The sequence below is a fragment of the Pseudonocardia terrae genome (genome assembly GCF_021343995.1).
Lineage (GTDB): Bacteria > Actinomycetota > Actinomycetes > Mycobacteriales > Pseudonocardiaceae > Pseudonocardia > Pseudonocardia terrae.
The window spans coordinates 11,911-37,430 of record NZ_JAJTTE010000040.1 but is presented as its reverse complement, the minus strand read 5'-3'; the positions used below and the strand labels follow the sequence as shown (position 1 = coordinate 37,430).

Sequence of the window (25,520 nt, the reverse complement as noted above, 5' to 3'; positions counted from 1 at the left end):
CCGACCATGAACGAGAAGACCTGCGCGAACTGCGGCACCACACTCGGTGTGCCCGTGACCAAGAAGGGCGGGGTCCGTGCGGTCGCGTGGATGAACCACTGCGACGAGTGCGCCGAGGGCGTCGCGGACCAAATGGTCCTCGCCGAGGAGTTCACCACCGTCCAGATCTGGCGGTGCGACTGGTGCGGGCTCACCCGGACTTGCCGGAATGGCTGGACCACCCGCTGCCATTCGTGCCTCGACGACCGCACGAACCTCGCTGATCTCGACCTCGACGGCCTCGCCGCAGAATTCGAAGCCCAGTTCCCCGACTATGTGCCGCAAGCGAGGCTGTGGCTCGAATCCGACACGCTCGACGACGCCGGCGTTCATGAGTACCTGTCCGCAGCCGCGTACGAGGAGGAGCTCGAGTTCCGCGCCCAACCCGGCTGGACGGTCATCGCCGGCGACGTCAAAGGCCTTCCCTACGAGCGTTGGGGGACCGAGTCCCACGGCTTCTGGGGAATTCACGACAAATGCGGCACGGTCCAGAACCTGAGCACTCGCGAGTGCCGGGAGTGCGAACCCGAGCCGGGATCGAGAACTCACCGCGCCCGTAAGGACGACCCGCACCTGCTCTACCTCGTCCGTAACGACGGACGGCTCAAGATCGGCCACGGCGACCGCAACCGAATCCTCACCCACACCCGCGGCGGCGCTGAGATCGTCTCCGTCCGTAAGGCGACGTTCGCCGAGACTGTCAAGGCAGAGCGCGAGATTCTCCAGCGGCACAAGAAGCTGATCAGGACGCGCCACAAGAATCTGCCCCCGAGCTTCGGCTCCGGCACTGAGGTGCTTCCCGGCGACACGGATGTCGACCTGGCCGAGTTCCTCCCCGACGCCGAGGACGTCACGGCCTATTACGAGCTTCATGCCCTGGGAGTCCGAGCGGTGGCTGATACCACGATCGGGGTCGCTCACTCACCCAGCGTGCTCGCGCACTAGTGTCAGGAAACCGGACATCCAGCAAGGGGGGTTGCCCGTGGCGGCAGCGTTCGCAGCCGGCAGCACGGTTCTGGTGCGGGACGAGGAGTGGGTGGTCTCCTCGTGCGAACGCGCAGGCGAGGGCTGGAAGCTCCGCTGCACGGGCAGCTCCGAGTTGGTCCGCGGCGTCACCGCGACCTTCTACGACTCGCTCGACGACGTCGTCGCCCTCGATCCCGCCGAGGCCACCCTCGTACTCGACGACTCCCCGCGTTTCCGGCGCAGCCGCCTCTGGGTCGAGTCCGTGCTTCGCAAGACTCCGGTCCCGCTGCACGAACCGGGCCTGACCGTCAGCGCGGACATGCTGCTCACCCCGCTGGAGTACCAGCGGAAGGCCGTCGCCACTGCGCTCGACGCCAACCGTCTGCGCCCCCGTCTGCTGATCGCCGACGCCGTCGGTCTGGGCAAGACCCTCGAGATCGGCATGATCCTCGCCGAGCTCGCCCGTCGCGGCCGCGCCGAGCGGGTCCTCGTCGTCACCCCACGGCAGGTCCTCGAGCAGATGCAGTACGAGCTCTGGACCCGTTTCAGCCTGCCGCTCGTCCGCCTGGATTCGGACGGCATTCAGCGCGTCCGCCAGCAACTTCCGTCGAGCCGGAACCCCTTCACCTACTTCCCCAAGGTGATCGTTTCGATCGACACCCTCAAGTCCGCGCGCTACCGAGCCCACCTCGAGAACCACAAGTGGGACGCCGTGGTGATCGACGAATCCCACAACGTCACCAACGCCGCCGCGCAGCGCAGTGAGCTCGCTCGTCTCCTCGCCGGTCAGACCGACGCGCTTATCCTCGCCTCCGCCACCCCGCACAATGGCAAGCCGGACTCCTTCGCCGAGCTCATCGGTCTGCTCGACCCCACGGCGATCGTGGACCGCGAGCAGTACGACGTGAAGGACATCGAGCACCTGTTCGTCCGCCGGCACCGGCACTCACCAGACGTCGCCCGGGAAGTAGGGCGCATGTGGGCCGAGCGCCCCGAGCCGCAGGTCCTCGCCGTGGAGGCCAATCCCATCGAGGACGCCATCGCCACGGAGCTGTCCACTGTCTGGCTGCACCCGGGGCCCGGCGGCTCGCCGATGACTGGGGGCGGCCGCCAGCTGTTCTCGTGGAACCTCGCGAAGGCGTTCCTCTCCTCCCCCGCCGCCCTCCTGGAGACCGTCGAAGCACGTCAGAAGACGATCGCCGCCAACCCCGACGCCCACGCCGAGGCGGAGGCCCTGACCCGGCTCGCGGAGCTCGCGGGTAAGACGACGGCGTCCGCCAAGCTCGACAAGCTCGTCGACCACCTCAAGGCGATCGGCATTGCGGCAGACAGCGACACCCGCGTCGTCCTGTTCAGCGAACGTCTCGCCACGCTCGACTGGCTGCGGACCCGGCTGCCGAAGCTCCTCGGCCTCCCTGAGGAGGCGTTCGCCGTCCTACACGGCAAGCTGCCGGACAAGAAGCAGATGGAGGTCGTCGAGGCCTTCCAGCTCGCAACGACGCCGGTGCGGGTCCTCATCACCGGGGACGTCGCGAGCGAGGGCGTCAACCTGCACAAGCGATGCCACAACCTCGTGCACGTCGACATCCCGTGGAGCCTCATCCGCATCGAGCAGCGCAACGGCCGCATCGACCGCTACGGCCAGCAGCACGCACCCACGATCGTCGCACTGGCGCTCACCACCTCGGACGAGAAGTTCAGCGGCGACGTCCGCGTCATCACCCGGCTCCTGGAGAAGGAGCACGCCGCGCATCAGGCCCTGGGCGACGCCGCCTCCCTCCTCCATCTGCACGACACCGAGCTGGAGGAGAGCGCGATCCGCCGCGCCCTGCAGAACGGCACCTCGCTAGACGAGGTCATCCCCGATCCCGTCCCCACCGACGAGTTCGCAGACGACGACGAATTCGCCGACTTCGACACCTCCTTCCTCACCCACGGCGAGAACACGGCCGAGGCACCTCCCGCGAGAGCCGAGCAGCAGGGCCTCTTCGACAACGAGGTCGACTTCCTCCGCGAAGCAATCCACGAGGCCTTCGACGGCAACCCGAGCGGACCCGGTGGGGTGGGCTGGGCCGAGCATCCCGACGAGGGCCTGGTCGAGCTCGTCCCGCCGAAGGACCTCGTCGCCCGGCTCGGCGCACTCCCCCAGAGCTACCTCGCTCAGCGGAAGATCAAGCAAAAGCTGCTCCTCGCCGTCACCCGCGAAGCGGGCGAGGACCATCTGCGCCGAGCGACCGAGGGTCGTGAGGGCGAGCAGGAGACGCAGTGGCCGCTGGCACACTTCCTCTCCCCGCTGCACCCCGTGCTGGACTGGGCGGTGGACCGGGCACTTACCCGCCTCGGCCGGAACCAGGTGCCGGTGGCCACCGCGGCCGTGGACATGCCCACCGCGATCGTCCTCGGCACGCTGACCAACCAGCGCGGGCAGGTGGTGCTGCGCTCCGTCGTCGGGATGCAGTTCCTGCCCAGCGGCGATCCGATCGTGCTCGACGATGCCGAGGACGTCCTGCGCTCCGCAGGTTTCCGCAGCGACGCGGTGAACCCGGAGATCCCGCTCGATCTGAGCGAGTACGCGGGTCTCGTCCCTGCCGCCGTGGACCGCATGCGCGCCCACATGGCGCTGCTCAAGCAGCAGCGCGCCGCCATGGTCACCGAACCATTACGTGCCGCCGCGCGCGGGATCGCTCAGTGGCGCAGGGCCTCCGAGGCGCTCGCCGACAAGCTCGACAACCCGCGACAGGCCGAGCGCGCCCGCCGCCGCATCGCCGAGCACGGCGACCAGGCCCAGGACCTCGTCGCGTCGCTGAGCGCCCGCAAGGAGCCGATGGTGCGCGTCCTGCTCCTGCTCGTCCCGAACGGAGACCCGCGTTGAGTGCCTTCGACACGATCGTCGTCGAGAACGACTTCGTCTCCGAACACTGGCTCGCCGAGCAATTCCCCGCCACCGTCCGCACCCGCCGCGCCGAGTGGAAGGAGCGGGAAGACCACACCAAGATCACGCCGCGCAGCGGCCTGATCTCCCTTGCGGGGGACTTCGGCCGGGACCTGGTCCGATACCGCGAGGCGGAGTCGCAGCACCGCGAGCAACTCGCCCTGCGCGAGGCAAAGGAAAGCCTTAAGGACCGCGCTCGCCTCAATGCTCAACTCAGCGCACTCCACGCGACGATTCGTGCGGCGCTGCTCCTCCCCGCTGAAGAGACCACCTGGGTCGGCGCCCGCACCGGAACCGAGATGACCGTGCAGGCGGCCGTCCCGCAATCCCCCACCGGCACTCCGCTGCTATTGCTGCAGGCCCGGGACGCCGCCAAGATCGAGGACCTGCTCGACACCGACGGCGCGGGCCACCTCCTCACCCCGGCCATCGTGGACGGCGAGCCGGTGTCGGCAACCTCCGAGGTCCTCTCCGGCCTGTTCCACACCGAGGAGAAGCCTGCACTCATCCTCGTCACCGCCGGTGCCTGGCTACTCCTCGCAGAGCGCGCCACCTGGCCCGAGGGCCGCTATCTCGCGATCGACCTCGCCACCGCCCTCGAACGCCGCGACACCAAGGCGAGCGGCGAGATCGAGACGATCGCCGCGCTCGTCGGCGCCGAGAGCCTCGTCCCGGACACGGGCGAGGACAAGGCCCGGCTGCTGAGTCTCCTCGAGGACTCGGTCAAGCACGCCGAGGGCGTCTCCAAGGGCCTCCGCGACGGCGTCCGCGAGTCCATCGAGCTGATCGCCTCCGACGTGCTTCGGCGACGTCGCGACAACGGCCTGCCGGACGACGTCGATGGCCTCGCCGCCGACCTCACCCGGCAAAGCCTGCGCTACCTCTACCGGATCCTGTTCCTGCTCTACGCCGAGGCACGCCCCGAACTCGGCGTGCTCCCGGTGCAGGCACCCGAGTACGCCGAGGGCTACGGCCTCGACCGGCTCCGCGAACTCGTCCTCACCGACCTCACCAGCGCAACCGCTCAAACAGGCACCCACTTCTACAGCTCGCTCGGCGTCCTGTTCCGACTGGTCAACGACGGCTACCCGCCTGAAACCCTCGGTCCGGACGGGAACCGCGTCCCTGAGCCGGACGACAGGGGCGGGCTGAAGTTCGAGGCTCTCCGCGCCGACCTCTTCAGCCCAAAGGCGACGGCGCTGATCGACGAGGTCGGCCTCGGCAACGCCTGCCTGCAAAAGGTCCTCGGCCGCCTGCTGCTGTCAAAGAAGCAGCGCGGCCGCGACCGCGGCTTCGTCTCCTACGCCCAGCTCGGCATCAACCAACTCGGCGCAGTGTACGAGGGCCTCATGTCCTACACCGGCTCCATCGCGCGGGACTACATGGTCGAGGTCGCCAAGGACGGCGACCCGGCCAAGGGCAGCTGGGTCGTCCCGATCTCCAGCACCGAAGGCTTCGACGACAAGTGGTTCGTCATGCGAGACGACCCCGACACCGGCGATCGCAACCGTGTGGAGTACGAACCCGGAGACTTCGTCTTCCGACTCTCTGGACGCGACCGCCAGCGCAGCGCCTCGTACTACACCCCCGAGGTCCTCACCCGCTGCGTCGTGACGCACTCGCTGGCCGAGCTGCTCGACCAGAACGAGACGACGACACCCGCCGCGGATATCCTCAAGCTGACGGTCTGCGAGCCCGCCCTGGGCTCCGGCGCCTTCCTCGTCGAGGCCATCAACCAGCTCGCCGACCAGTACCTGACCCGGCGGCAGCGGGAACTCGGAGAGGAGATCCCGCCGGAGAAATATGCCGAGGAGAAGCAGAAGGTCAAGGCATATCTGGCACTGCACAACTGCTACGGCGTCGACCTCAATGCCACCGCTGTCGAGCTCGCTGAGATCACCCTGTGGCTCGACGCGATGCACCCCGGCCTCCGCGCCCCCTGGTTCGGCCTCCACCTCCGCCGCGGCAACTCACTCATCGGCGCCCGCCGCGAGACCTACACCCCTGCCCAGGTCGCGAAGAAGGGCTGGCTCAAGACGGTCCCCACCGCCCGCCCGCTCTCCGAGCGAGTCGCCGCGACCGAGATTCACCATTTCCTGCTGCCCGCAGCGGGTTGGGGCGCGGTCGCAGACACCAAGGAGGCCAAGGAACTCCGGCCCGAGGAGACCAGAGCGCTCAAGGAGTGGCGCAAGCAGATCACCAGCACGCTCTCCAAGGCCGAGGTGCAAAAGTTCCAGGACCTCGGCCGGCGCGTGGAAGCGCTTTGGGCTTTGGCGAATCGACGCCTGGAGATCGCCGAGAGCGAGATCCGCCGGGACATCGCGGTCTGGGGCGCTACGGAGCTGCCAGTCGGCACGGGCGCGGTGAAGCGCGAGCAGATCGAAGAGTCGCTATCCAACCCCGACAGCGCGTACGGCCGCCTTCGCCGAGTCATGGACGCCTGGGCCGCCCTTTGGTACTGGCCGGTCGCGAACGGCGAGACACCTCCGACTCGCGAGCAATGGATCAACGCCCTCGAAGGCCTCCTCGGCCACACTAGCAAGGCGGAGATCAAGAAGGGCCGAGGCCTCTTCGCCGACGACGCCACCTGGGCCGAGTTGGACGACGCTGAGCACAACGAACGCTCCTTCGCCGACATGCAACCCGTTGAGGAGTTACTGGGACAGCACCCATGGTTGGAGATCAGCAGTCGGATCGCGGAGCGCGAAGGCTTGTTCCACTGGGAGCTCGACTTCGCTCCCATCTTCGCCAGCGGAGGCGGGTTCGACCTTCAGGTCGGCAACCCGCCCTGGGTTCGACCTGAATGGGACGACACCCTTACCCTAGCCGAGGCTGACCCTTGGTTCGGACTCACCGAGAAGATCTCAGTATCGACATTTGACGACCGTCGACGCTCCACTCTGGCCTTAAGTACTGTCCGCTACCTCGACGAAAGAGCGGCAGTAGCGGGAACAACATCTCAGCTCATTTCTTCGGTTGAAAGACCGATTCTCGCAGGCAGACCGGATCTCTACCGGGCCTTTATGGACCGGTGCTGGCGCAGCATGACGCCTAATGCAGCCGTGGGTCTAATCCATCCGGAGTCCCATTTCTCCGAGACCCGTGCGGCAACCCTCAGGCGACAGACCTACGAACGACTGCGCCGACACTGGCAATTCCGGAACGAGCTTCTCCTATTCGAGATTCACCACACGCGACAGTTCGGCGTCCAGATATACGGGCCGCCGAGAGAACCCCGTTTCTTGAACGCCTCGTCTCTCTACCATCCCGATACTCTCGAGAGGTCTCTGCGCCACAAAGGAGAGGGCGACGAGCCTGGCATCAAAGACGCAGATGACAGATGGGATACGCGCCCGCATTCCGCCAGGATTATCGAAGTGGATCGCACTACGCTAGCCACCTGGGCAGATCTGATCGACCCCCCAGGTACACCGGCACTCGAAGCTCGAATGCTTCGACCGGTCACCGAATCCAGCCAGAGGGTGCTCACGAAGATCTCTGGCGGATCGCGGCTACAGCACACCGGCTTCAATTGGACTCTAGGATGGATGGAGGCAGAGGCTCGCAAAGACGGCTTTTACGTCTCCGAGTCCGCAGTACCAGAAACGCTCGACGACGCCATCCTTCAAGGGCCGCATCTTACCGTTGCCAACCCTTTTGCCAAACAACCGAACCCATCGATGCGAAGCAACCTTGACTACACACCATGGGATCTCGAGACCCTTCCTAAGGATGCCATCTCGCGAACGAGTTATCAACGAGCGGTCGACCGAGCGAAATTCGTTGCCGGACTCCAACATTGGGATGGACAACCGGCCAACCGTTTCTGGCGCCTCGCTTGGCGCAACATGGTCGACTCGTCGACTGTCCGCAGTCTTCACGCAGCTCTTATCCCCCCTGGGCCGACCCACGTACACGGCGTGTACAGCTTGACCACCACGCCACCGGAATTGGCAATCGCCGCAGGCATGTGGGCATCGATACCTCTTGACTTTCTCGTCAAGGCCAGCGGAGTGAGTAAGGTCCAGGCCGAATTCGCTGCACGCTTCCCGCAACCCTCTGGCCACCCCCTCGTCCGCGAGCTCATTCTCCGCGCCCTCCGCCTCAACTGCCTCACCGCGGACTACGCCCCGCTGTGGGAGGAACTCTTCGATGAGGACTGGCGCCTCGACCGCTGGACCGCCAGCGGTATGCCGACACCCGAGGTCGGCGAAGTGGAGAAGTCGTGGACCATGGCGACTCCGCTTCGCAGGGACCAAGAGCGCAGGCAGGCGCTCGTCGAGATCGACGCCCTCGCCGCCGTCATGCTTAGCATTACCGCCGAGGAACTCTGCGCGATCTACCGGACCCAGTTCGGCGTCCTTCGCAAGTACGAGCGCGTGATGCAGTTCGATGCGAACGGTCGCCAGGTGCCGAAGGACGTGCTCAAGGAGTACGAGAAGCATGGCTCGCGCGCCGACCTCGGCCGGTACGAGCTGCCCTTCACCTCCGTGGACAGAGAGAAGGAGATGACCGAGGCTCATGAGCAGTTCAGTCGCCGCCTTCAGATGCGCGAGCTGAAACACGAAGACTTCGACACCGGTGACCCGGCCCTGAACGAGAAGATCCTGGGCCTGTCCCGGGCCACCGGCATGAGCCCGGGCTACTTGCATCGCGTCTACTACGGGGGATGAGAACGTGAGCAACTTCCTGCCACCCACGACCGTCGAGAAGACCCTCGCGGCCATCCAGCAGCGCCGCTACGTCCTCCCCGCCATCCAGCGCGAGTTCGTGTGGGACGCCGACCAGATCTGTCAGCTCTTCGACAGCCTCATGCGGGGCTACCCGATAGGTTCGTTCCTGTTCTGGGCAGTGAAGGCCGAACAGGCCCAGGACTTCACGTTCTACGAATTCCTCACCGACTACCACGAGTTGCGCAACCCCTACGCACCCATCGCGCACATCCCGGCAGGTCAGGACGTCACCGCCGTTCTCGATGGACAGCAGCGCCTGACCGCTCTCAACATCGGCCTCTACGGCAGCCTCGCTGAGCGGCTGCCCCGCAAGTGGGCGAACAACCCGGAGGCGTATCCGGTCAAGCGGCTCCACCTGAACATCACCCGCGGCGGGGACGGGGAAGGGCTGGCCACCCGCTTCCTGTTCCGCTTCCTTACTGACGCCGAGGCGGCCCCGAATGCGGAATCCGACGACCTCTGGTTCAAGGTCGCGGACGTGCTCAAGTTCAAGAAGGACAGCCTCGACATCTTGGACTGGCTGTCAGAGAAGAACGTCGTCCACAACCGCGACGCCCATGTCCGCTTGAACACGTTGTATCGCGCGATCCGCGAGCGTGACTCAATGAACGCCTACGAGGAGGACGACCAGGACCCGAACACCGTCCTGGACATCTTCGTGCGGGTTAACAGCGGCGGGACCCAGCTGTCGTACTCGGATCTGCTGCTCTCGATGGCCACCAACCAGTGGTCCGAGCTGGACGCGCGCCAGGAGGTCCGGGACCTCGTCGAGGACCTCAACGGCAGCGCACGCGAGATGAGCTTCAACCGCGACAACGTCCTCAAGACGGCCCTCGTCCTGATCGACGTCTCCGATGTGCGATTCAACGTCTCGAACTTCACTAGCTCGAACATGGCCGAACTGGAGAAGCAGTGGACCGGTGTCCGGTCGGCGATGCTCCTGGCCGCTCGGCTCCTGATGTCGTTTGGCTTCACGTCCCGCACACTGACGGCGAACAGCGTGATCATTCCACTCGCGTACTACCTGTACCGGCGCAACGCGACAGACTCCTACCTGACGAGCAACGCAGACCGTCCAGACCGCGAGAAGATCCGGACCTGGGTACTGCGCAGCCTGGTCAAGCGAGGGATCTGGGGTAGCGGTCTCGACACGCTGCTCATCCGACTTCGGGAGGCGATCCGCTCTGCTCCCGCGGACTCCGGGTGGCCCTCCGACCGGCTCGAGGCGGTGATGGCTCCCCTGGGCAAGTCGCTGAGCTTCACCCCCGCCGAGATTAGTGAGCTCGCTCAGCTGCAGTACAACTCCGCGCGCACCTTCGCCGTGTTGGCCCTCCTCTATCCGGGTCTGAACCTGGCCCACCAGTTCCACGAGGACCACATCTTCCCCCGGGCCCGCTTCTCCGCAGCGAAGCTGCGCAAGTTCGGCATCCCGGAGGATCAGCACAGCGCCTACCGTGCCGCCGTCAACGGGCTGCCGAACCTGCAACTGCTTGCCGGACCGGTCAACATCGCAAAGAAGGACTCCTGGCCCTGGGAGTGGTTGGCATCCGGAGCGTTTGCCTCCGAGGCCGCCCGCGCCCAGTACCGCGCGCAGAACGACCTCGATCTGCTCCCCGACTCGTTCGACGGCTTCCTCGAGTTCAACGCCGCCCGCCAAGAGCGCCTCGAGCACCGGCTTCGGAAGCTACTTGGTGTCGAAGAACGCGAGGACGATGCAGCCTCGTGATGGGCGGCCCCGTGCCGGCCAAGCGGTTCGTCGTGGCGCACTCGTGGTGGATTGCGAGCGAGCTGGTTCGTCGCCACCCACAGCTGACGATTATCGAGACCCGACCCGACTACACCGCTGAGGACAACCTCGCGCTCATCGACACCGTTGCGGCCCCGTCGTCGCGGGATCCCGTGCTGGAAGTGGACCGCAACGCCCCGCTCGGCACCAAATTCGGACCCCCGGTCGCTCCGATCCCGTGGAGCGAGGTGTTCGAGCAGGCGGACGCCCACGATGTGCTACGTCGACTCAAGGCAGCGGCCGGCCTCAAGGCTCCGACCGTGACTCCGCGGTCGGGGCGGCGAACCGTCACATTCCGGCTGATCGCTCGCCTGCTATCCACGACACTGAACGACCGGCGCCCGCTCCTGGTGCGGAGTGGTTACCTCCAGACCTTCCAGCTCGGCTCGGGGCTGCTGGCCCGTCCTTCGAGGATTCCCGGGCATGGCCGAAGCGCTGAAAGACGTCCGAGCCGACGACATCGACGGCCAGCCCGGGTTTCGCTTCTGGCTGATGGAAAGCAACCGTGACCTTGTCGCGGTGCTTGACACCGATGGCTGGCTTCACTACCTCGACCGCTCGGCGATCGACATCTACAGGAGCTATCGCCGCACCGGCTCGCTCACGACGACACTTGGCGAGACACTCGGGCATCTCCTGTCCTGAGCACCGTGCTGGCGACTCGTGCAATCGGAGTAACGCGCCTAGCACCGTCCGCGACCTCACGCCCGAGGCTGCTGTACGAGGTGGAGGATCAATGGCCGATCAGGCGGGACTACCCGAGGGTTGTCAACGGGCTGAGGACGAGATCATCGCTTCGTGGCGCGATCCTTTTGCCCTCCCCTCGTGGCGAACTCAGCGCGTCCCGGCTGCTTCTCTGCCCCCGCAGCGTCCGCGCCCGAACAGGGTCAGCGGGCCTGCCGCGCCGCCGACTCCGAAGCAGGAGGCGATCTCCGGCCGGAGCGACGAACTGACCAAGCCGCTACCCCAGAAGTCGCGACGGCCGAGAGATAAGCCGAGGGTTCAAGGCAGGGCTCGCTCCGCCATCGCCATCCAGCGCGCTCTTTCGGCGAAGAATGCGAATGCTTACCGTGCAGCTGCGGCCAAGGATCGAAGCGATCGAGCGAGCCGCCGAAGCACGTCGGTGAGAACCGTCGGCGGTGGGCTCCCGACCCTCGGCAGAGGACACCGCTGAGTCGCTTTCACCTGGATGTGCAATCCGCTGCGAAGCACGGGCCGAACTACGTTCTCTGCGAGAGTCGGGAGGCCAACGTGGTGGGGGCGACGAGTGACCGAGCCAGCACGACGATTTGTCATAGCCCAGTCGTGGTGGATCGCGAGCGAACTCGTACGCCGGAGTCCCAAGCTCCTGCTCGTCGAGACGCACCCCGGCGACGGCATGTACGACTGCCTCAGCCTCGTCCGGCGGACTGACAACGTGACGACCACACTGATCGACCTGAACCGGGAGGATCGCGCGCATGTCCATGTAGCCGAGGCGTATGAGCCCATCACTTGGGCGGACGCCTTCGCAGCTCGGGGAGGACACGACGTCGTCCGGTCGCTAGAGCAGGCCGCTGGGCTCATTCCGGCAGCCAAGGCCCCGCCCACCGGGCAACGGGTCCTGACCTACCGCCTCATCGCCCGGATCCTGACGTCTTTGATCGACGACCGCCACGAGTGGGACGCGCGCAGCGGCCAGCTCGACTCGTCGGGGATGGATGCAACCGCTGCTCATCGACCGGAGCTACTGCACTTCCCGAGCGTCGTCGAGTCGCTCCGCGACAGCCGGCCGGACGATCTCTTCGGACGTCCCGGCTACCGCTTCTGGATGCTGCTCCGAGACAACGATCCCGTCGCCGTCTTCGACACCGACGGTCGCCTGCACCTGCCGAATCGGCGCCCGAGTGAGCTGCTCCCGATCTACAAGCGGTCGCGTTCGCTCACGACGGTCATCGGCGAGGTCTTGGGCCACGTCCTTCCCTGACTCGGGCAGCCCAACGACACGCCCGGGTGCCATTCAGTAGATCGACCGACCCAGATCGCACTACGGTGAGTCACCGTGCGAGCACTTGGAGCCTTCCTGTGGAGGCACTGAACGAGGTCACACTGGCGGAACTCCACGACCTCGTCAGCAACGAGATCGCCACGGGTAACGAGTCCGACCAGCAGGAGGGGCGCAAGCGCCTACTCCAGGCCATCGAGGATTGTGCCGCCGAGGCTGCGGAAGGCAACGCAGCCGAAGTGCTGCTCGAGGCACGTTCTTGGCGGATCGCCGAGATCCGCGTCGCAGGAATTGGTGGAATCGCGTCGCTTGACCCGCCCGCCCTGAAGTTCGCTCCCGTACCCGGCATAACCGTCGTTCGCGGCCTGAATGGCCAAGGCAAGACGAGCCTCGCCCGCAGCATCGACTGTGCGCTCCGCGGCGACGGCGACCTCTCGATCGGCACGACGAACACGCTCTGGGCCGCCGAGTTGCTCACCGAGGGCGCCGCGGCGGGGAAGGTCTGCCTCACGCTCGTCAGCGGCGCGTCTCGTCTCGTCATCGACGTCGACTTCGCGGAGCGAGCTGATACACCGACAGTTGTCGGCTCCCTCACCGACGCGGGGGAGTCGCAGCGGCTCGAGCTCGGCAGCGCATGGCGGCGCGCCCTGGACAATGCTCGTGCGCATTACAGCTACGACGCCCTTCAAAACCAGCTCGTCGAGACCAAGGCGCTGCAGGGCTTCCTCGAGGAACTCCTCGTCCTCGGCCCGGAGTGGCAGCGGGTCCGGGATATGGTCGAGAGCCGGGCGCAGTGCGCGATCGCAGCGCAGAAGTCCTTCGACTCAGCGGTCAAGAAGGCAAGGACAGCCGAAGACCAACTCGCCGAGCAATACGACGTCCCTGGCAGCGACCTCATGCGTCCAGCCGCTGTGGACTGGCCTCGCACCAGGGACGTCGCCGACATCGACACGTGGCTTCGGGACACCGGCCTGTCGGTGGCGGACCCGCAGAGCGTGACAATGGTTGCCGACGACCATGAAGAGCGGATCGCGTCAATCCGAACCCGCTTCCAAGCAGCAGAGGAGCGACTCGCGACCGCTGAGGCCAGGATCGAGGGCCCGGGGATCGCTGCGGCGCTCCATCACATGGATCAACTCGTCGCTGTAGAGGCTCTCGACTCCGCTGTCTGCCCCCTGTGCGGGTCGTCCGCGGACTGGCGTGGACGCCTACGGCAGCTCACCGGCGGTCTCCAGGAGCGCGCTGCGGCAGCAAAGGAGGTCCTCGAAGCCGTGACCGAGTTACGGGACTGGATCGTGGCCGAACTGGCGCCGCTTCTCGACGCCGCGGTGCCAGGTGGGCCTGATCGAGAGACCGCCGCGTTCAGGGCGGCGACCGCACGCGGATGCCAGGCGCACTCCGATGCCCACGTTGCTGGGCGGGCCCTACTTGAACGGCTCAGTTCGGATGTCTACCGGCAGTGGCTTGACCAACTGCGAGCTGCGACAGACACCTCGGCGAGGTGGCGATCCGAACTCGCCACAGTTGTTCATGAGTTCGCCGCAGCTGTCAGGGGGAACGCCGCGGATGCCGCGGACGCCGTCATCTGGAAGAAGGCTCAGGAGACTCTGAACGACCTGCAGGTTGCCATCCGACAGCGACGGCAGGACGCAGTGACCGCGCGCCTCAACGACGCCCTCGCGCGAATGCTGCCTGACGCAGCCGTCGAGTTGCCGGCCATCCAGCATCAGGGCGGAGTCAAGCAGCAGCGCGGCGTCAAAGTCGATCTGATGATGGGTGGCCGTGTGGCGACCCTCGGAATGCTGAGCAGCGGCCAGCGGAACGCGCTCCTTCTCACGCCGTTGCTGGTACACGACGTGCCCGGCCCGTTCGGATTCCTGATCGTCGACGATCCCGTTCATGCGCTCGACGACACCCGAGTCGATCTCCTGGCCCGCGAGCTCGCCCGACTTTCCGAGACGCGGCAGGTGATCGCGCTGACCCACGATCCGCGCCTGGAGGAGCATCTGCGCGCCCGCAATCCGGACATGACCGTCATCGAGTTGCAGCGGGACGCGGCGACACGAACGGTCTCCTGGACGACGCACAGCCTGCCGTGGCAGTCGTTGCTCACAGACGCTCGCGAGATCCGGAAGCTGTCCACGGGTGCCGACTGGACGTACTCGGAGGATCTGCACTCCGTGGTCGCAGGGTTGTGCCGTGCAGCGGTCGACGGCGCTCTACGACAGGCGGTTATCTCGTGCGCGGTCACGCGCGGCGAGGACGTCAGCGCGTCGTTGGCCACCCTCGGGCTGAAACATGCCACGAGGGACCGGATCGCGCACGTTACTGCCTTGGCGGGCGGCAAGGCACGCTTGCCCGTCCTCGACCGCTCTCGCGCACGGCACCTCAAGTTCTGGAACAAGGGCGCCCATGGTCAGCTCCCACCTGAGGCCGACCTGGATTCGACCATTGCCGCCGCTGAAGCCGCGTGCCAGGAACTCGCGGCCCACGACTGGTCGAGCATCTAACATGCGGGCCTCGGTTGACCGCCGGATCCGAGTCATGATCGTCCGCAGACGCCTCGAGGAGACGGCGGCCTCCTTGGTCGAAGAGGCGATCGGGACACGGCCCGTTGCGCACAGCGTCGTCGCCCGCAGGCTTATGCTGCTGCCCGCTCGGGGCTCAGATGATCGCTGGCCAGAGCTCTACGGCCTGATGCGAAGGGCTTCGAGGGTCTACGAGCTGACTTCCGAGGTCCTCCACAGCAACCGCGCCTTCGGCGACGTGCCGGAGCACCTGGTTCAGGAGTGGGAGTACACCGTGGCCGAGGTGGCAGAAGCTCTCGCTGACAGGGATCGGCCGAGCGAGCCGGACCAGGGAGATTTCAGACCCGTTCCCAGTCCCCGCAGTTCTGCGACGTGAAGCTGCCGTCACCGGCTCGGATTGTCACCGTGACCGCTGTGCCATGCGTGATGAATTTGTTCGCGATGATGTCCCCGCCCGCGGTGGTGCGCTCCCAGTAGCAGTCGTCCGCGGTCCCGGTTAGCCGGAACGTCCCCGGGGCGACGAAGCCGAGCTGCCGACCGATCTCGTGGGTACCGTTGCCGAATCCCGTTTGACCGGCCTTCGCGAGGTCGAGGGCCGCCGTGAACTCGGGACACATCATCGGCAAAACGATCTCGTAGGCCCGCAGCTCGTCGCCGCCCTGCGTGCCGAAGTGGCGGGACAACCAGAGCTCTGGAGCGATCGTCCCCGACCGCAGCGTGTTGCAGGCGTCTTTGGCGAGGGCGTAGCCGCTGCCGTAATACGCGGCAGAACGAGACCGGCTGCCTTCACGGCGTCGTTCACTGCAGCTTGCTGCGGGTCGACCGCAGGAGCGGTGGTCGTCGCGACGGCTGGGGCGCCGGCGACTCGCCGGACCTGGATCTTGACGAGGTCCGAGAGCGACTTCACCGCGCTCCCCGCTGCAGGCACGGTGCCCGAGACCACCCAGTACTCAGGGTGGTCCTGCTCGGGGACGATCGTGCCTGACGGCGCGGGAGGCGCCAACTCAAGACCGATCAGCTTGAAGCCCCGGTCCTCCAAAACATCACGGGCACCGTTCATGGGCATGCCCGCAAGCCCGTCCGGCACGGTGGGGCCCGATGGCTTCACCCGAGCGGCCGAGCACGCCGCGAGAGCGGCGATGAGTACCGGGATCACAGCGGCGGTGCGGGCGAGCTTCAGCGTTGATTCGAGCCTCATGACGTCTCCGGGGGGCGGGAGCTAGCTGGTCCTGTCATCCCGGAGTCGCCGAAGACAGCCCAGCTTGTTACGCCCTCTCATCAGTCCTGTTGATGCATTCAGCCCTACGATCATTGAGCTGAAAGAGGGTACGCCCGGGGAGGTTGTTGTCCCTGCCGGCCTCCTCATCCTGCTCCGGGAGTACCTCGGCTCGGCCGCGGTCCATCGCCCCAGCGCGTCGCCTGCGCGCTGTGGCAACTCAGCGCAGAGCAGGAGGCCAAGGTGATTCGCGCACGGAACCGGCTGCGGCTGCCGACATTAGGTTAAGGACGCCGGGACGCCATTCGCTCCGGGGCTGGATCATAGGGTTCGAGAGGCCCGAGGCGTCCACCCTGCATGCAAGACGAATCAGCTGCCTCTGGGCGCAGCTGATGTCGTTGCAAACGAAGCCCTCCGTCTTGTTGCACCCGAGCGGGGTCTCGGTGCTCGCCGCCCCCCGACTCGATATGCCGGCCTGCGCGCTGGAGCGTCAGCCACGATCGCGACACCAAGGTCACCCGCATTGATGAGGAGCTGCCGGACGAGAGACTACGTAGGTGGCCACGATCGGGTTCCCCGGTGGAGTGCTCGCGATCACTGCTACTACCGTGAGTCACTCTGCACGTCGAGGGAGGACCTGAGTGCTGCCGTCTTTGGTCGCCGAGGACCTGCGCGCGTCGTTGACGAGCTTCCTGGGCACCACGTTCGCCCTCGCGGACGACGAGGTGCGGGCGGAGCTGGAACGCTTCATCGCGAACCCCCACGACGGCGTCTTCCGCGGCCCCTACGTCCGGCTCCGCACTCCGTTTCGACACGCGGACGACGCGTGGCGGCAGTTCCTCGACTGGTCCCCCGCCGGCTTTCACCCGCACAAGCACCAGGCAGAGGCGTGGATGCGGCTGTCGTCAAAGGGGCAGCTGCCGAAGCCGACGCTGGTCACTACCGGCACCGGCTCCGGCAAGACCGAGAGCTTCCTGATCCCACTGCTCGAGCACTGTCGTCGCGAGCGTCAGAAGGGCCGCGGCGGGATCAAGGCTCTCGTGCTCTATCCGATGAACGCGCTGGCCAACGACCAGGCTCGCCGCATCGCGAAGCTCGTCCACGGCCACCGTGAGGAGCTCGGCGATGTGAGCGTGGGTCTCTACACCGGCGACTCCGGCACCGGCACGGTGATGACCGAGACCGCGGTCATCGAGGACAAGCACCACATGCGGAAGAGTCCGCCGGATGTGATGCTCACGAACTACAAGATGCTGGATATGCTGTTGCTCCGCAGCGAGGACCAGCCCTTGTTTGCGGAGTCTGCCGAGTCTCTGCGCTACTTGGTGCTCGACGAGTTCCACACGTACGACGGCGCGCAGGGCACGGACGTCGCGATGCTGCTGCGCAGGCTCGGGATGAGCCTGGGGGTGTCGACGGACCAGCAGCCCCTTGGCGCAATAACCCCGGTCGCTACGTCGGCGACGCTCGGCGGCGGGGCGGAGGGCGGGCCCGCACTGCGCGAGTTCGCGCGGACCGTGTTCGGTACCGAGTTCGACGAATCCTCGCTGGTCGGCGAGGACCGGTTGACCGTGGACGAGTGGGTCACCTCCCCCGCGACGGGATCGGTGCCACTGCTGGACCGGGTGACCAAGGCGCTCACGGACGCGAGTTTCCACGAGGACCAGGTGCGCGAGGGGATCCGGCTCTTCCTCCTCGACACCGAGGACCGGAACGACCCGCGGATCGACGAACTGCTCGACGACGCCGAGGCCCTCGGTCGGGCCCTGGCCTCGCACCCCTTCACCCGGACGCTGGTGACTCTGTGCACCCTGCCGGTGGCATTGACGACGCTCGCGACGGACGCGGAGCCGAGCTGGGGTGCAGGCACCCCGCAGCGACAGGCGGCGGCACGCCACGCCATCGCGCTGTACCTCGCGCTGCTGTCGCGGGCCCGAAGCAAGGGCGGACGACCACTGCTGACCGTGGACGTTCAGCTGTGGTTGCGTGAGGTGAGCCGCCTCCTGCGTCAGCTGAGCAGGTCGCCCCGATTCCATTGGTTCGAGGGGGCGCCACCCGAGGACGGCGAGCGCTCGCTGCCATCGATCTTCTGTCGCCACTGTGGACGCTCGGGGTGGGGCGTCGTCGCCACGCCGGGCGGCGGGAACGCCACGTCACCGAACGCCGTGTGGCGCAGATCCGCCTCAGACCACAGCACCCAGCGGGCGTGGATCTTCGCTCCCGGCGAGGCCCAGCAGGAATCGCCGCTCGTCCGCTGGGTCGATCCCGACAACGCGGACTTCGTCTCCGGGCCGTCGGGCAAGCACAGCAACGAGGTGCCGGTGCTGGTCACGCCGGACGCCGAAGCTGCGAAGGAACAGCGCTGCCCCGCCTGTGGGCACGACGACGCCATCCGGTTCCTGGGCTCGCGAGTGGCAACGCTCGCGTCGGCGACGCTGGGCCAATTGTTCGGGAGTCCCGACGTCGCGCCCACAGAGAAGAAGACACTCGTCTTCACCGACAGCGTGCAGGACGCCTCCCATCGCGCCACGTTCGTCGAGAACCGTGCCTACGCGTTGAACCTGCGTGCTCTGCTCCACCGGGCGATCGGACCCGCAGGAACCACGCTCGACGCGCTCGGCGCCGCCGTCGAGGCTGCGGCCGCGAACCCAGCCGAGCGCTTTGCGATGCTCCCTCCTGACCTCCGGCTACACGAGACCTTCGCGCAGTACTGGACGGAAGAGCCGAGCGCCCGCGTCCGACAGGCCGTCGCCACCCGCATGACGTTCGCAGCAACGCTGGAGTTCGGCCTCGCACCTCTCTCCGCGCGCACGCTCGAACGGACTGGCGCGGCGACCGCCGAGGTGGTGGTGCCCGACCTCGACGCCGTGGTGAAGTCCGCGCTCGACTCCGTAGCCAGGCAGAACGTCCAGCTCAGCCTCGACGGACGAGCGCCGGAGGCGACACGCGCCTGGGCGCGCGGCCTGTTCGAACGGATGCGGTCGCGGGGTGCCATTGCGCACCGCTGGTTCCGTAAGTACGCCGAGACTGACGACCGATACCCCATCTGGGGCGGACGGCCGTACCGGGAAGGGATGCCGGCGTTCCCGGGCAAGAGCAAGGACCGGCCCGGACGTCCCGCGCCCGCCTACCCGACGAGCGCGCGCACGTCGAAGAATCTCGACATCGTCCTCGGGCCACGCAGCTGGTACACGACCTGGACGACGAAGGTTTTGAAGGTCCCGACCGTCGACGCCCACAAGTATGTGCTCGCCCTCCTCAAGGCGCTCACGGCCAACCAGGTGCTGACCTCGCTGACCGGCGTCGCGGGCTCCACGGTCTGGCAAATCCCACCCGAGCGGGTCCGGGTGGAGCGCACGGACGGCGTACCGGACCGCCTGCGGTGCAGCGTGTGCTCGACGATCCTCCCTGGGCCGCCTGCTGTGCTCACCGAGCTCAACAACGCCCCGTGCATGCAGGATCAGTGCCCGGGGAGCTATCGCCGCGAGCACGCCGACCCCGACTACTACCGCGACCTCTACCGCGGCGAGGAGGTCCGACGGATCATCGCTCGCGAGCACACCTCGCTCTTGAAGGCCAAGGAGCGCGTCGAGCTGGAGAACACGTTCAAGGCGGGTTCTACGCCCGACGCCCCGAACGTGCTCACCTGCACCCCGACCCTCGAGCTCGGCATCGACATCGGGGACCTGTCGACGGTCGCGCTGACATCGCTGCCGCGCTCCACGGCGTCCTACTTGCAGCGGGTCGGCCGTGCGGGCCGGCTGACCGGCAACGCACTCGTCGTCTCGCTGCTGCCCGCTCGACCGCTGGAGCTGCAGCGCCTCGCGCAGCCGCTGTCCATGATCGCAGGCGAGGTCGTGCCACCCGCCTGTTATCTCGACGCCACCGAGATCTTGCGCCGCCAGTACCTGGCGTCGCTTGTGGATCGGCGTGCTCGCTCGGGCCACCCGACTACGCGGCTCGCCAAGCAGGTGTTCCGCGACGGGCTGGCGCCGAGCTCCTGGCTCGGCAGCCTGGTCGCGGACGCTCGCGCCCACGCTGCAACCTACGTCGACGAGTTCCTGCGCGGCTTCGGCGACGAGGTCTCGAAAGACAGCGCGCAGGCCCTGCGGGAGTGGGCGGGCGACGGCAGCCCCGACGGCGAACCGCCGGAGATGGAGCGGGCGGTCGAGGCGGCGGTGAAGGCCTGGATCGCCGAGGGTGAAGAGCTCGCCGGACGGGTCGCACTGCTCAAGGCAGAGATCGAGGCGATGAAGGCCCGCCCCTCTCTCGACGACGCGGGCAAGCGGGAACTGCGGCGGCTGAACGGCGAGATCGCGGTCGCCCGAGCCACCGGCCGCGAACGCGACCGGATGTACTGGATCTCCGCGCTCGAGGCGAAGGGGCTGCTGCCTAACTACGCGCTGCTCGACGACACGACCCGGCTCGACGTCGGGCTCTGGTGGACCGATGAGGAGACCGGCGCGAGCCAGACCTCCGAGGAGCAGTACGTCCGTGGAAGCAGGACCGCGCTGGGCGAGCTCGCCCCGGGCGCGGTGTTCTACGTGCGCGGCACGGCCGTTCAGATCGACGGGCTGGACCTCGGCACGAGCCGCAACCCGGCCACGATCCGACGTCGCTTCTGCCCAGCCTGCGGCTGGTCCCGACCGCTCGACGGCTCGCCGGCCGGGTCGTGTCCGCGCTGCGGTGCGGTCACAGCTGCGGACGCCGGCCAGGTCCTCACGACCCTGCCCTTCCGTGGCGCCTCCGCCTATACCTCGCGGGAGAGCGCGATGCGCGAGGACGACGGCGAGGACCGCCGGAAGACCCGATTCGAGATCGTCACGACCGTCGACGCCGAGCCGGACGCCATCGCCGCAGCCTGGCAGCTCACCGACTACCCCTTCGGCGTCGAAGTCCTGCGCACCGCGGACATCCGCTGGGTCAACCTCGGCCCCGCCGAACGCGGCGGCAGCACCCTGCACGTCGCAGGCAACGAGGTGACAGCGCCACTGTTCCACGCCTGCCGACACTGCGGCGTCGTTCCGGCCGCCCAGCGAGTCGACGCGGCGCGGGCCCGTCACCGGGGCTGGTGCCGGCAGCGCAAGGAGCCGGACGACCAGGGCTGGGTGACCGTCGCGCTGACCCACGACCTGCGCACCCAGGCGGTCCGGCTTCTGGTGCCCCCGATCGTCGTCGCGGATGCGATCGTGCGGACGTCCTTCCGCGCGGCCCTGCTACTCGGCCTCCGGCAGGTACTGGGCGGTGAGCCCGAGCACCTCGACGTCGTCGAGGCTGCGGACCCCGTGCCGGGTAGTGGCGAGCGGTGGGTCATGGTGCTCCACGACCTCGTCCCGGGCGGCACCGGATACTTAGGGCGCTTCGCCGAGCCCGATCAGGTATACGAGCTCCTCGCCGCCGCGCTCCAGGTCCTCCAGGCCTGCGAGTGCCGCACAGAGGGTCTTGCGGCCTGCCACCGCTGCCTGCTCCCCCACGTCCCGCCGCACATGGCGACCGAGGCGCGTCGCGAGTCCGCGATCAGCCTGATCACGGAGATCTTCCAGCAATGGAGCCCAGAGCCGATCGAGACGCTTAAGGACATCGTCGTCGGGCCGCACGACACCCCGATCGAGCGGCGCTTCCGACAGTTGCTCGTGCGCTGGGCCAAGAGCCGCAGCGCCGCGGTCACCCTGACGGCGACGGGTGTCGGCGACGCGGCCGAGATCCGGTTCCCGCAGTCGCTCGGTGGCCAGGTCTGGCGCGCGACGCCGCAGGTCCCGCTCGGCGGCGTGCAGCCAGACTTCGTACTCGAATGCGGCGACCGGGCCGTCCCGAAGATCGCGGTCTTCTGCGACGGTCAGAAATTCCACTCCTCCAGCGACCACAATCGGGTCGCCGACGACGCCGAGAAGCGCGCTGACCTGCGTGCTAAGGGCTACCTCGTCTGGGCGGTGACTCATCAGGACCTCGATGCCTTCACGGACGTCCTCGACGGAATCGCACCCGAGCCGGCCGGGTGGATCGACGCGCGGTATTGGCAAGGTGCAGTCGGGACGTTCGAGAAGCAGCCGCCTCCAGGCAGCGTGCACATCCGCGAGCTCTTCGTCGATCCACTCTCGCTCTTGGTCGCGTTCGTACTGCGCCCGTCGCCGTCAGCGTGGAAGCCCGCCGCTCATGCACTCGCGCTGACCTACGCGCTCGGCGAGCAGGGCCTCACGAAGACCGTGCCCGAGGCGGTGCCGGAGTTGATGGAGGCCGCCATCACGGGGACCGGCGCTAATCCTGCGCCCGGCAAGCTGGGCGTGCTGACGAAGTACACCGTGCACGGCGCCGCTCTGGTCCTCGAACGGCGGAGCAAGATCGACATCCGCGCATGGCTGGGAGTCGACGACCGCGATGACGTAGTCGGCAGCGATGGCCAGGTCGTCGCCTGGCGAGACTGGCTCGCCCTCGGCAACGTGCTGCAGTTCCTCGAACCGGGGCGGTTCCAGGCGCACAGCCTCTCCACCGTCGAGTCGGCGCCCGCCTCCGCAGCTGAGACCGTGGCCGTCTCACCGGCGTGGCAGGACATCGCTGACACCTTCGAGGGGAGCCAGAAGGAACAGGTTCTGCACCTTGCGGTGGGGCATCTGCCGCCTCCCGAGCCCGGCTACGAGGTCGACGACGGGGAGCTTGCCGTCGATCTTGCGTGGCCTGACCATCGCGTCGCTGTTCTCCTCGAGGAGGACGAGGACGTACGACGGTGGCTGCTCGACAACTCGTGGACCGTCGTCACTCCGGACGTCGCCGCCGTCGCGACGGCACTGAGCGCAGGGGGAAGCGCCTGATGGGCGTCATCATGTCCAAGGAGTTCCACAAGGCGATCGACGTCGACGGCTCGATCAAGGCTAAAGCCTGGGACTTCGTCACCAAGCTCAATCAGAACGCCGACCTCACCGGGCTCGACCTCAAGATCCCGAAGAACCCCGCGGACAAGCGGGTTCGTACGGCGCGGGTGGACTTGAGCTACCGAGCTGTGCTGTTCGCCGTCGCTGAGGAGCCCGAGCCGATGTGGCTGCTCGCAGCGATCCGCTCCCACGACGAGGCCTACGAGGAAGCCCAGAACCAGGTCCTCGACATCAACCCGGCCAACGGCGCGATGGAGGTCCTCCGACCGAAGGCGATCACGAAGCGCGTCGAGGACTTCCGCGCTAAGCCTGCGAAACCAGACGCCCCCCAGGTCCTGCCCTTCAAGCCTGCCGAGCTCGTCGCCCTCGGCATCAACGCCGAGGTCGCCGAGGAGGCCATCCGCGCTGCGACGGAGGACGACCTGCTCGTCCTTGCCGGGGACCTCCCCGAGTGGCAGCAGCAGGTCCTCCTCGACCTGGCCACGGGTACCTCGCTGGATCAGGTGCGCACGATCTATGACCTCGACCGGCCAGCCGACGCCGATCCCGTCGCCGCGGTGCAGCGGCCGACGAGCCGCATGCAGTTCGTCTACCTGCAGACCGACGATGAACTGCGCCGCATGCTCGAAGCCGACTTCGCTGCCTGGCGCACCTACCTGCATCCCACCCAGCGGGCCGTCGCCTACCGCAAGACCTACAACGGGCCCTACCGCCTGGCCGGCGGCGCCGGCACCGGCAAGACCGTCGTCGCGCTCCACCGAGCGGCCTACCTCGCGCGGCAGCGTGATGTGCGAGTGCTGCTGTGCACTTTCACCCGCAATCTCGCGGCAAACCTGCAGGCGGACATCCACGGGCTGCTATCAGCGGAGGAGCTCGCCCGCGTTGAGGTCGGAGGCGTCGATCAGATCGTGCGGTCCGTCGTCCACGCAGTCGACGGACCGCCCGGCCAGATCCTCGGCGAGCGCGACCGCGAGACGCTGTGGGAGGAGTCCGTCGCGAGCAGCGGTGTTCCGGCCGACCTCGTCGACGCCCTTACTCCGACCTTCCTCGACAGCGAGTACCGCGCAGTCGTCCTCGCCCTGCCTGCCCACACACGGGAGGCGTACTTCAAGGCCCGGCGGACGGGCCGCGGGCTCCGACTCAACCGGGTCCACCGCGCCGCTGTCTGGCGGGTCATCGAGACCTTCGAGCGCGGCGTCGCCAGCCAGGGCAGGACGACGTTCGAGCGGCTCGCTGTGCGGGCCGCCGAGATCCTCGCCGACCCCGCGTTGCGAGAGAAGGCGCCTACGTTCAACCACGTCGTCGTCGATGAGGGGCAGGACCTGCACGCCGGCCACTGGCGCGTGCTGCGCGGCCTCGTCGCCTCCGGGCCGAACGACCTGTTCATCGCCGAGGACGGCCACCAGCGGATCTACGGCGACCGGATCGTCCTAGGGCACTACGGCATCGAGACCCGTGGCCGCTCCCGACGGCTCACTCTGAACTACCGCACCACGCGGCAGAACCTCGCCTTCGCCCTCGGGGTCATCGGCAACGAGCCTGTCGTCGACCTGGAAGGCGAGGATGAGTCGGTGGCCGGCTACCGCTCGCTCTACGGTGGCCCGGTCCCAGAGCTACAGGGATTCGCGTCCGACGGCGAGGAGTTGACGCACGTCGTGTCCACCATCAAGGCGTGGCTCGCCGCGGACGTCGCTGCCGCGACGATCGCCGTCCTGGCCCGCCGGACCCGCGAGCAGGAGCGGGCGCGCATCGCGCTGAAGGACGCGGGCATCCCCGTCGAGCTTCTCCAGCGCGACGGCCCCGGCAACGACGAAGCCGTCAAAGTGTCCTCCATGCACCGAGCCAAGGGGACCGAGTACGAGCGCGTGATCGTGATCGGCGCCGCCGAGGGCGTCGTCCCGCTCGACTTCGTGTTCGAGAGCAAGCCGGACGCCGAGCACGCCGCGATCCGCGGCCGGGAGCGCTCGCTCTTCTACGTCGCCTGCAGCAGAGCCCGCGAGCAGCTGCTGGTCACGTGGTCCGCCAAGCCCAGCCCGTTCATCCCCCAACTCGCCTGAGCGCCGCCATCACGATCTCCGCATCATCGTCGAACCCGATGGGGCTGCGGAGGTCATTCTCCTCGTCGTCGGTCTGGACCAGGTAGTTCACGGCACCCGTCAAGGCCGCCCGCTGCTCGTGGTCGTACGTCGACCAGCCGTCGAGGGCCGCTGTAAGACGGCTGTGGAGCTGCTCGGCAAGATGGAGGTCGACGAACTCGTTGTCCTCCGCCGCCGCCCGAACCTGCGCAAGATGGTCCTGAAGCCGGGCTCGGAGCCGATCGACGTGCACGTCCACAGCAGACCACATCCGCTTGACGCCAGCACACTGCGAGCCTCGTAGGCAGTCGCGCTCGCGCGCCGCCGAGCGCACGAATCCGACTGCTGACAGCGCGTCGTCATCAAAGCTGATGATTAGACCGAATGGCCTGGAA

Annotated in this window: 11 protein-coding genes and 1 pseudogene; 10 read left to right on the top strand and 2 right to left on the bottom strand. The window is 67.4% G+C overall.

Features of this window, described 5'->3' with window-relative positions; translation table 11 throughout:
- Positions 1 to 6 precede the first annotated feature (6 nt).
- From LWC33_RS24040 to LWC33_RS24010, 8 genes and pseudogenes are all read left to right on the top strand, one after another.
- On the top strand, positions 7 to 984 hold the full coding sequence (locus tag LWC33_RS24040; RefSeq protein WP_233306740.1) for a hypothetical protein: 978 nt from the start codon (positions 7 to 9) through the stop codon (positions 982 to 984).
- Positions 911 to 3,877 (top strand): SNF2-related protein, encoded by a 2,967-nt coding sequence (locus tag LWC33_RS24035; protein ID WP_233306738.1) that lies wholly within the window; start codon positions 911 to 913, stop codon positions 3,875 to 3,877. Before LWC33_RS24040 ends, LWC33_RS24035 begins: the two co-directional genes overlap by 74 nt.
- Positions 3,874 to 8,610 (top strand): Eco57I restriction-modification methylase domain-containing protein, encoded by a 4,737-nt coding sequence (locus LWC33_RS24030; protein ID WP_233306737.1) that lies wholly within the window; start codon positions 3,874 to 3,876, stop codon positions 8,608 to 8,610. The genes LWC33_RS24035 and LWC33_RS24030 overlap by 4 nt, the downstream gene beginning before the upstream one ends.
- Before the next feature lie 4 nt (positions 8,611 to 8,614).
- Positions 8,615 to 10,396, top strand: coding sequence for a DUF262 domain-containing protein (locus LWC33_RS24025; protein ID WP_233306735.1), 1,782 nt, complete (start codon positions 8,615 to 8,617; stop codon positions 10,394 to 10,396).
- Positions 10,396 to 10,824 (top strand): annotated as a pseudogene (locus tag LWC33_RS36600) (TY-Chap2 family putative peptide chaperone); the annotation flags it as partial. The gene LWC33_RS24025 and the pseudogene LWC33_RS36600, both read left to right, overlap by 1 nt.
- The gene (locus LWC33_RS24020; protein WP_372476682.1) at positions 10,814 to 11,101 is read left to right on the top strand and encodes a TY-Chap2 family putative peptide chaperone; all 288 of its coding nucleotides are present in this window, start codon (positions 10,814 to 10,816) and stop codon (positions 11,099 to 11,101) included. The pseudogene LWC33_RS36600 and the gene LWC33_RS24020, both read left to right, overlap by 11 nt.
- A 622-nt stretch (positions 11,102 to 11,723) precedes the next feature.
- Positions 11,724 to 12,422, top strand: a complete 699-nt coding sequence (locus tag LWC33_RS24015) for a TY-Chap2 family putative peptide chaperone (protein ID WP_233306732.1) — start codon at positions 11,724 to 11,726, stop codon at positions 12,420 to 12,422.
- 98 nt (positions 12,423 to 12,520) lie between these two features.
- Complete coding sequence (locus tag LWC33_RS24010) at positions 12,521 to 14,950, top strand: AAA family ATPase (RefSeq protein ID WP_233306731.1); 2,430 nt, start codon at positions 12,521 to 12,523, stop codon at positions 14,948 to 14,950.
- A gap of 356 nt (positions 14,951 to 15,306) precedes the next feature.
- Here the strand turns inward: LWC33_RS24010 and LWC33_RS24005 are convergent, their stop codons facing one another.
- Entirely contained in the window at positions 15,307 to 15,651 is a 345-nt protein-coding gene (locus tag LWC33_RS24005; RefSeq protein WP_233306730.1) for an Rv1352/Rv1906c domain-containing protein, read from the bottom strand.
- Between the two features lie 1,174 nt (positions 15,652 to 16,825).
- On the opposite strand from LWC33_RS24005, the gene LWC33_RS24000 reads away from it, so the two are divergent.
- A complete protein-coding gene (locus LWC33_RS24000) occupies positions 16,826 to 22,990 on the top strand; it encodes a DEAD/DEAH box helicase (RefSeq protein ID WP_233306728.1) in 6,165 nt (2,054 codons plus the stop codon).
- The gene (locus LWC33_RS23995; protein WP_233306727.1) at positions 22,990 to 25,107 is read left to right on the top strand and encodes a UvrD-helicase domain-containing protein; all 2,118 of its coding nucleotides are present in this window, start codon (positions 22,990 to 22,992) and stop codon (positions 25,105 to 25,107) included. The genes LWC33_RS24000 and LWC33_RS23995 overlap by 1 nt, the downstream gene beginning before the upstream one ends.
- Here the strand turns inward: LWC33_RS23995 and LWC33_RS23990 are convergent.
- Positions 25,088 to 25,384 carry a hypothetical protein gene (locus LWC33_RS23990; RefSeq protein WP_233306726.1) on the bottom strand — a complete coding sequence of 99 codons (297 nt, stop codon included), beginning with the start codon at positions 25,382 to 25,384 and terminating at the stop codon, positions 25,088 to 25,090. The genes LWC33_RS23995 and LWC33_RS23990 overlap by 20 nt on opposite strands.
- Between the last annotated feature and the right edge of the window lie 136 nt (positions 25,385 to 25,520).

Bases quoted from the DNA above. Each gene is read 5' to 3' on its own strand.
- LWC33_RS23995 (WP_233306727.1), top strand. From the start codon at position 22,990: ATGGGCGTCATCATGTCCAAGGAGTTCCACAAGGCGATCGACGTCGAC.
- LWC33_RS24035 (WP_233306738.1), top strand. From the start codon at position 911: ATGCCCTGGGAGTCCGAGCGGTGGCTGATACCACGATCGGGGTCGCTC.
- LWC33_RS24040 (WP_233306740.1), top strand. From the start codon at position 7: ATGAACGAGAAGACCTGCGCGAACTGCGGCACCACACTCGGTGTGCCC.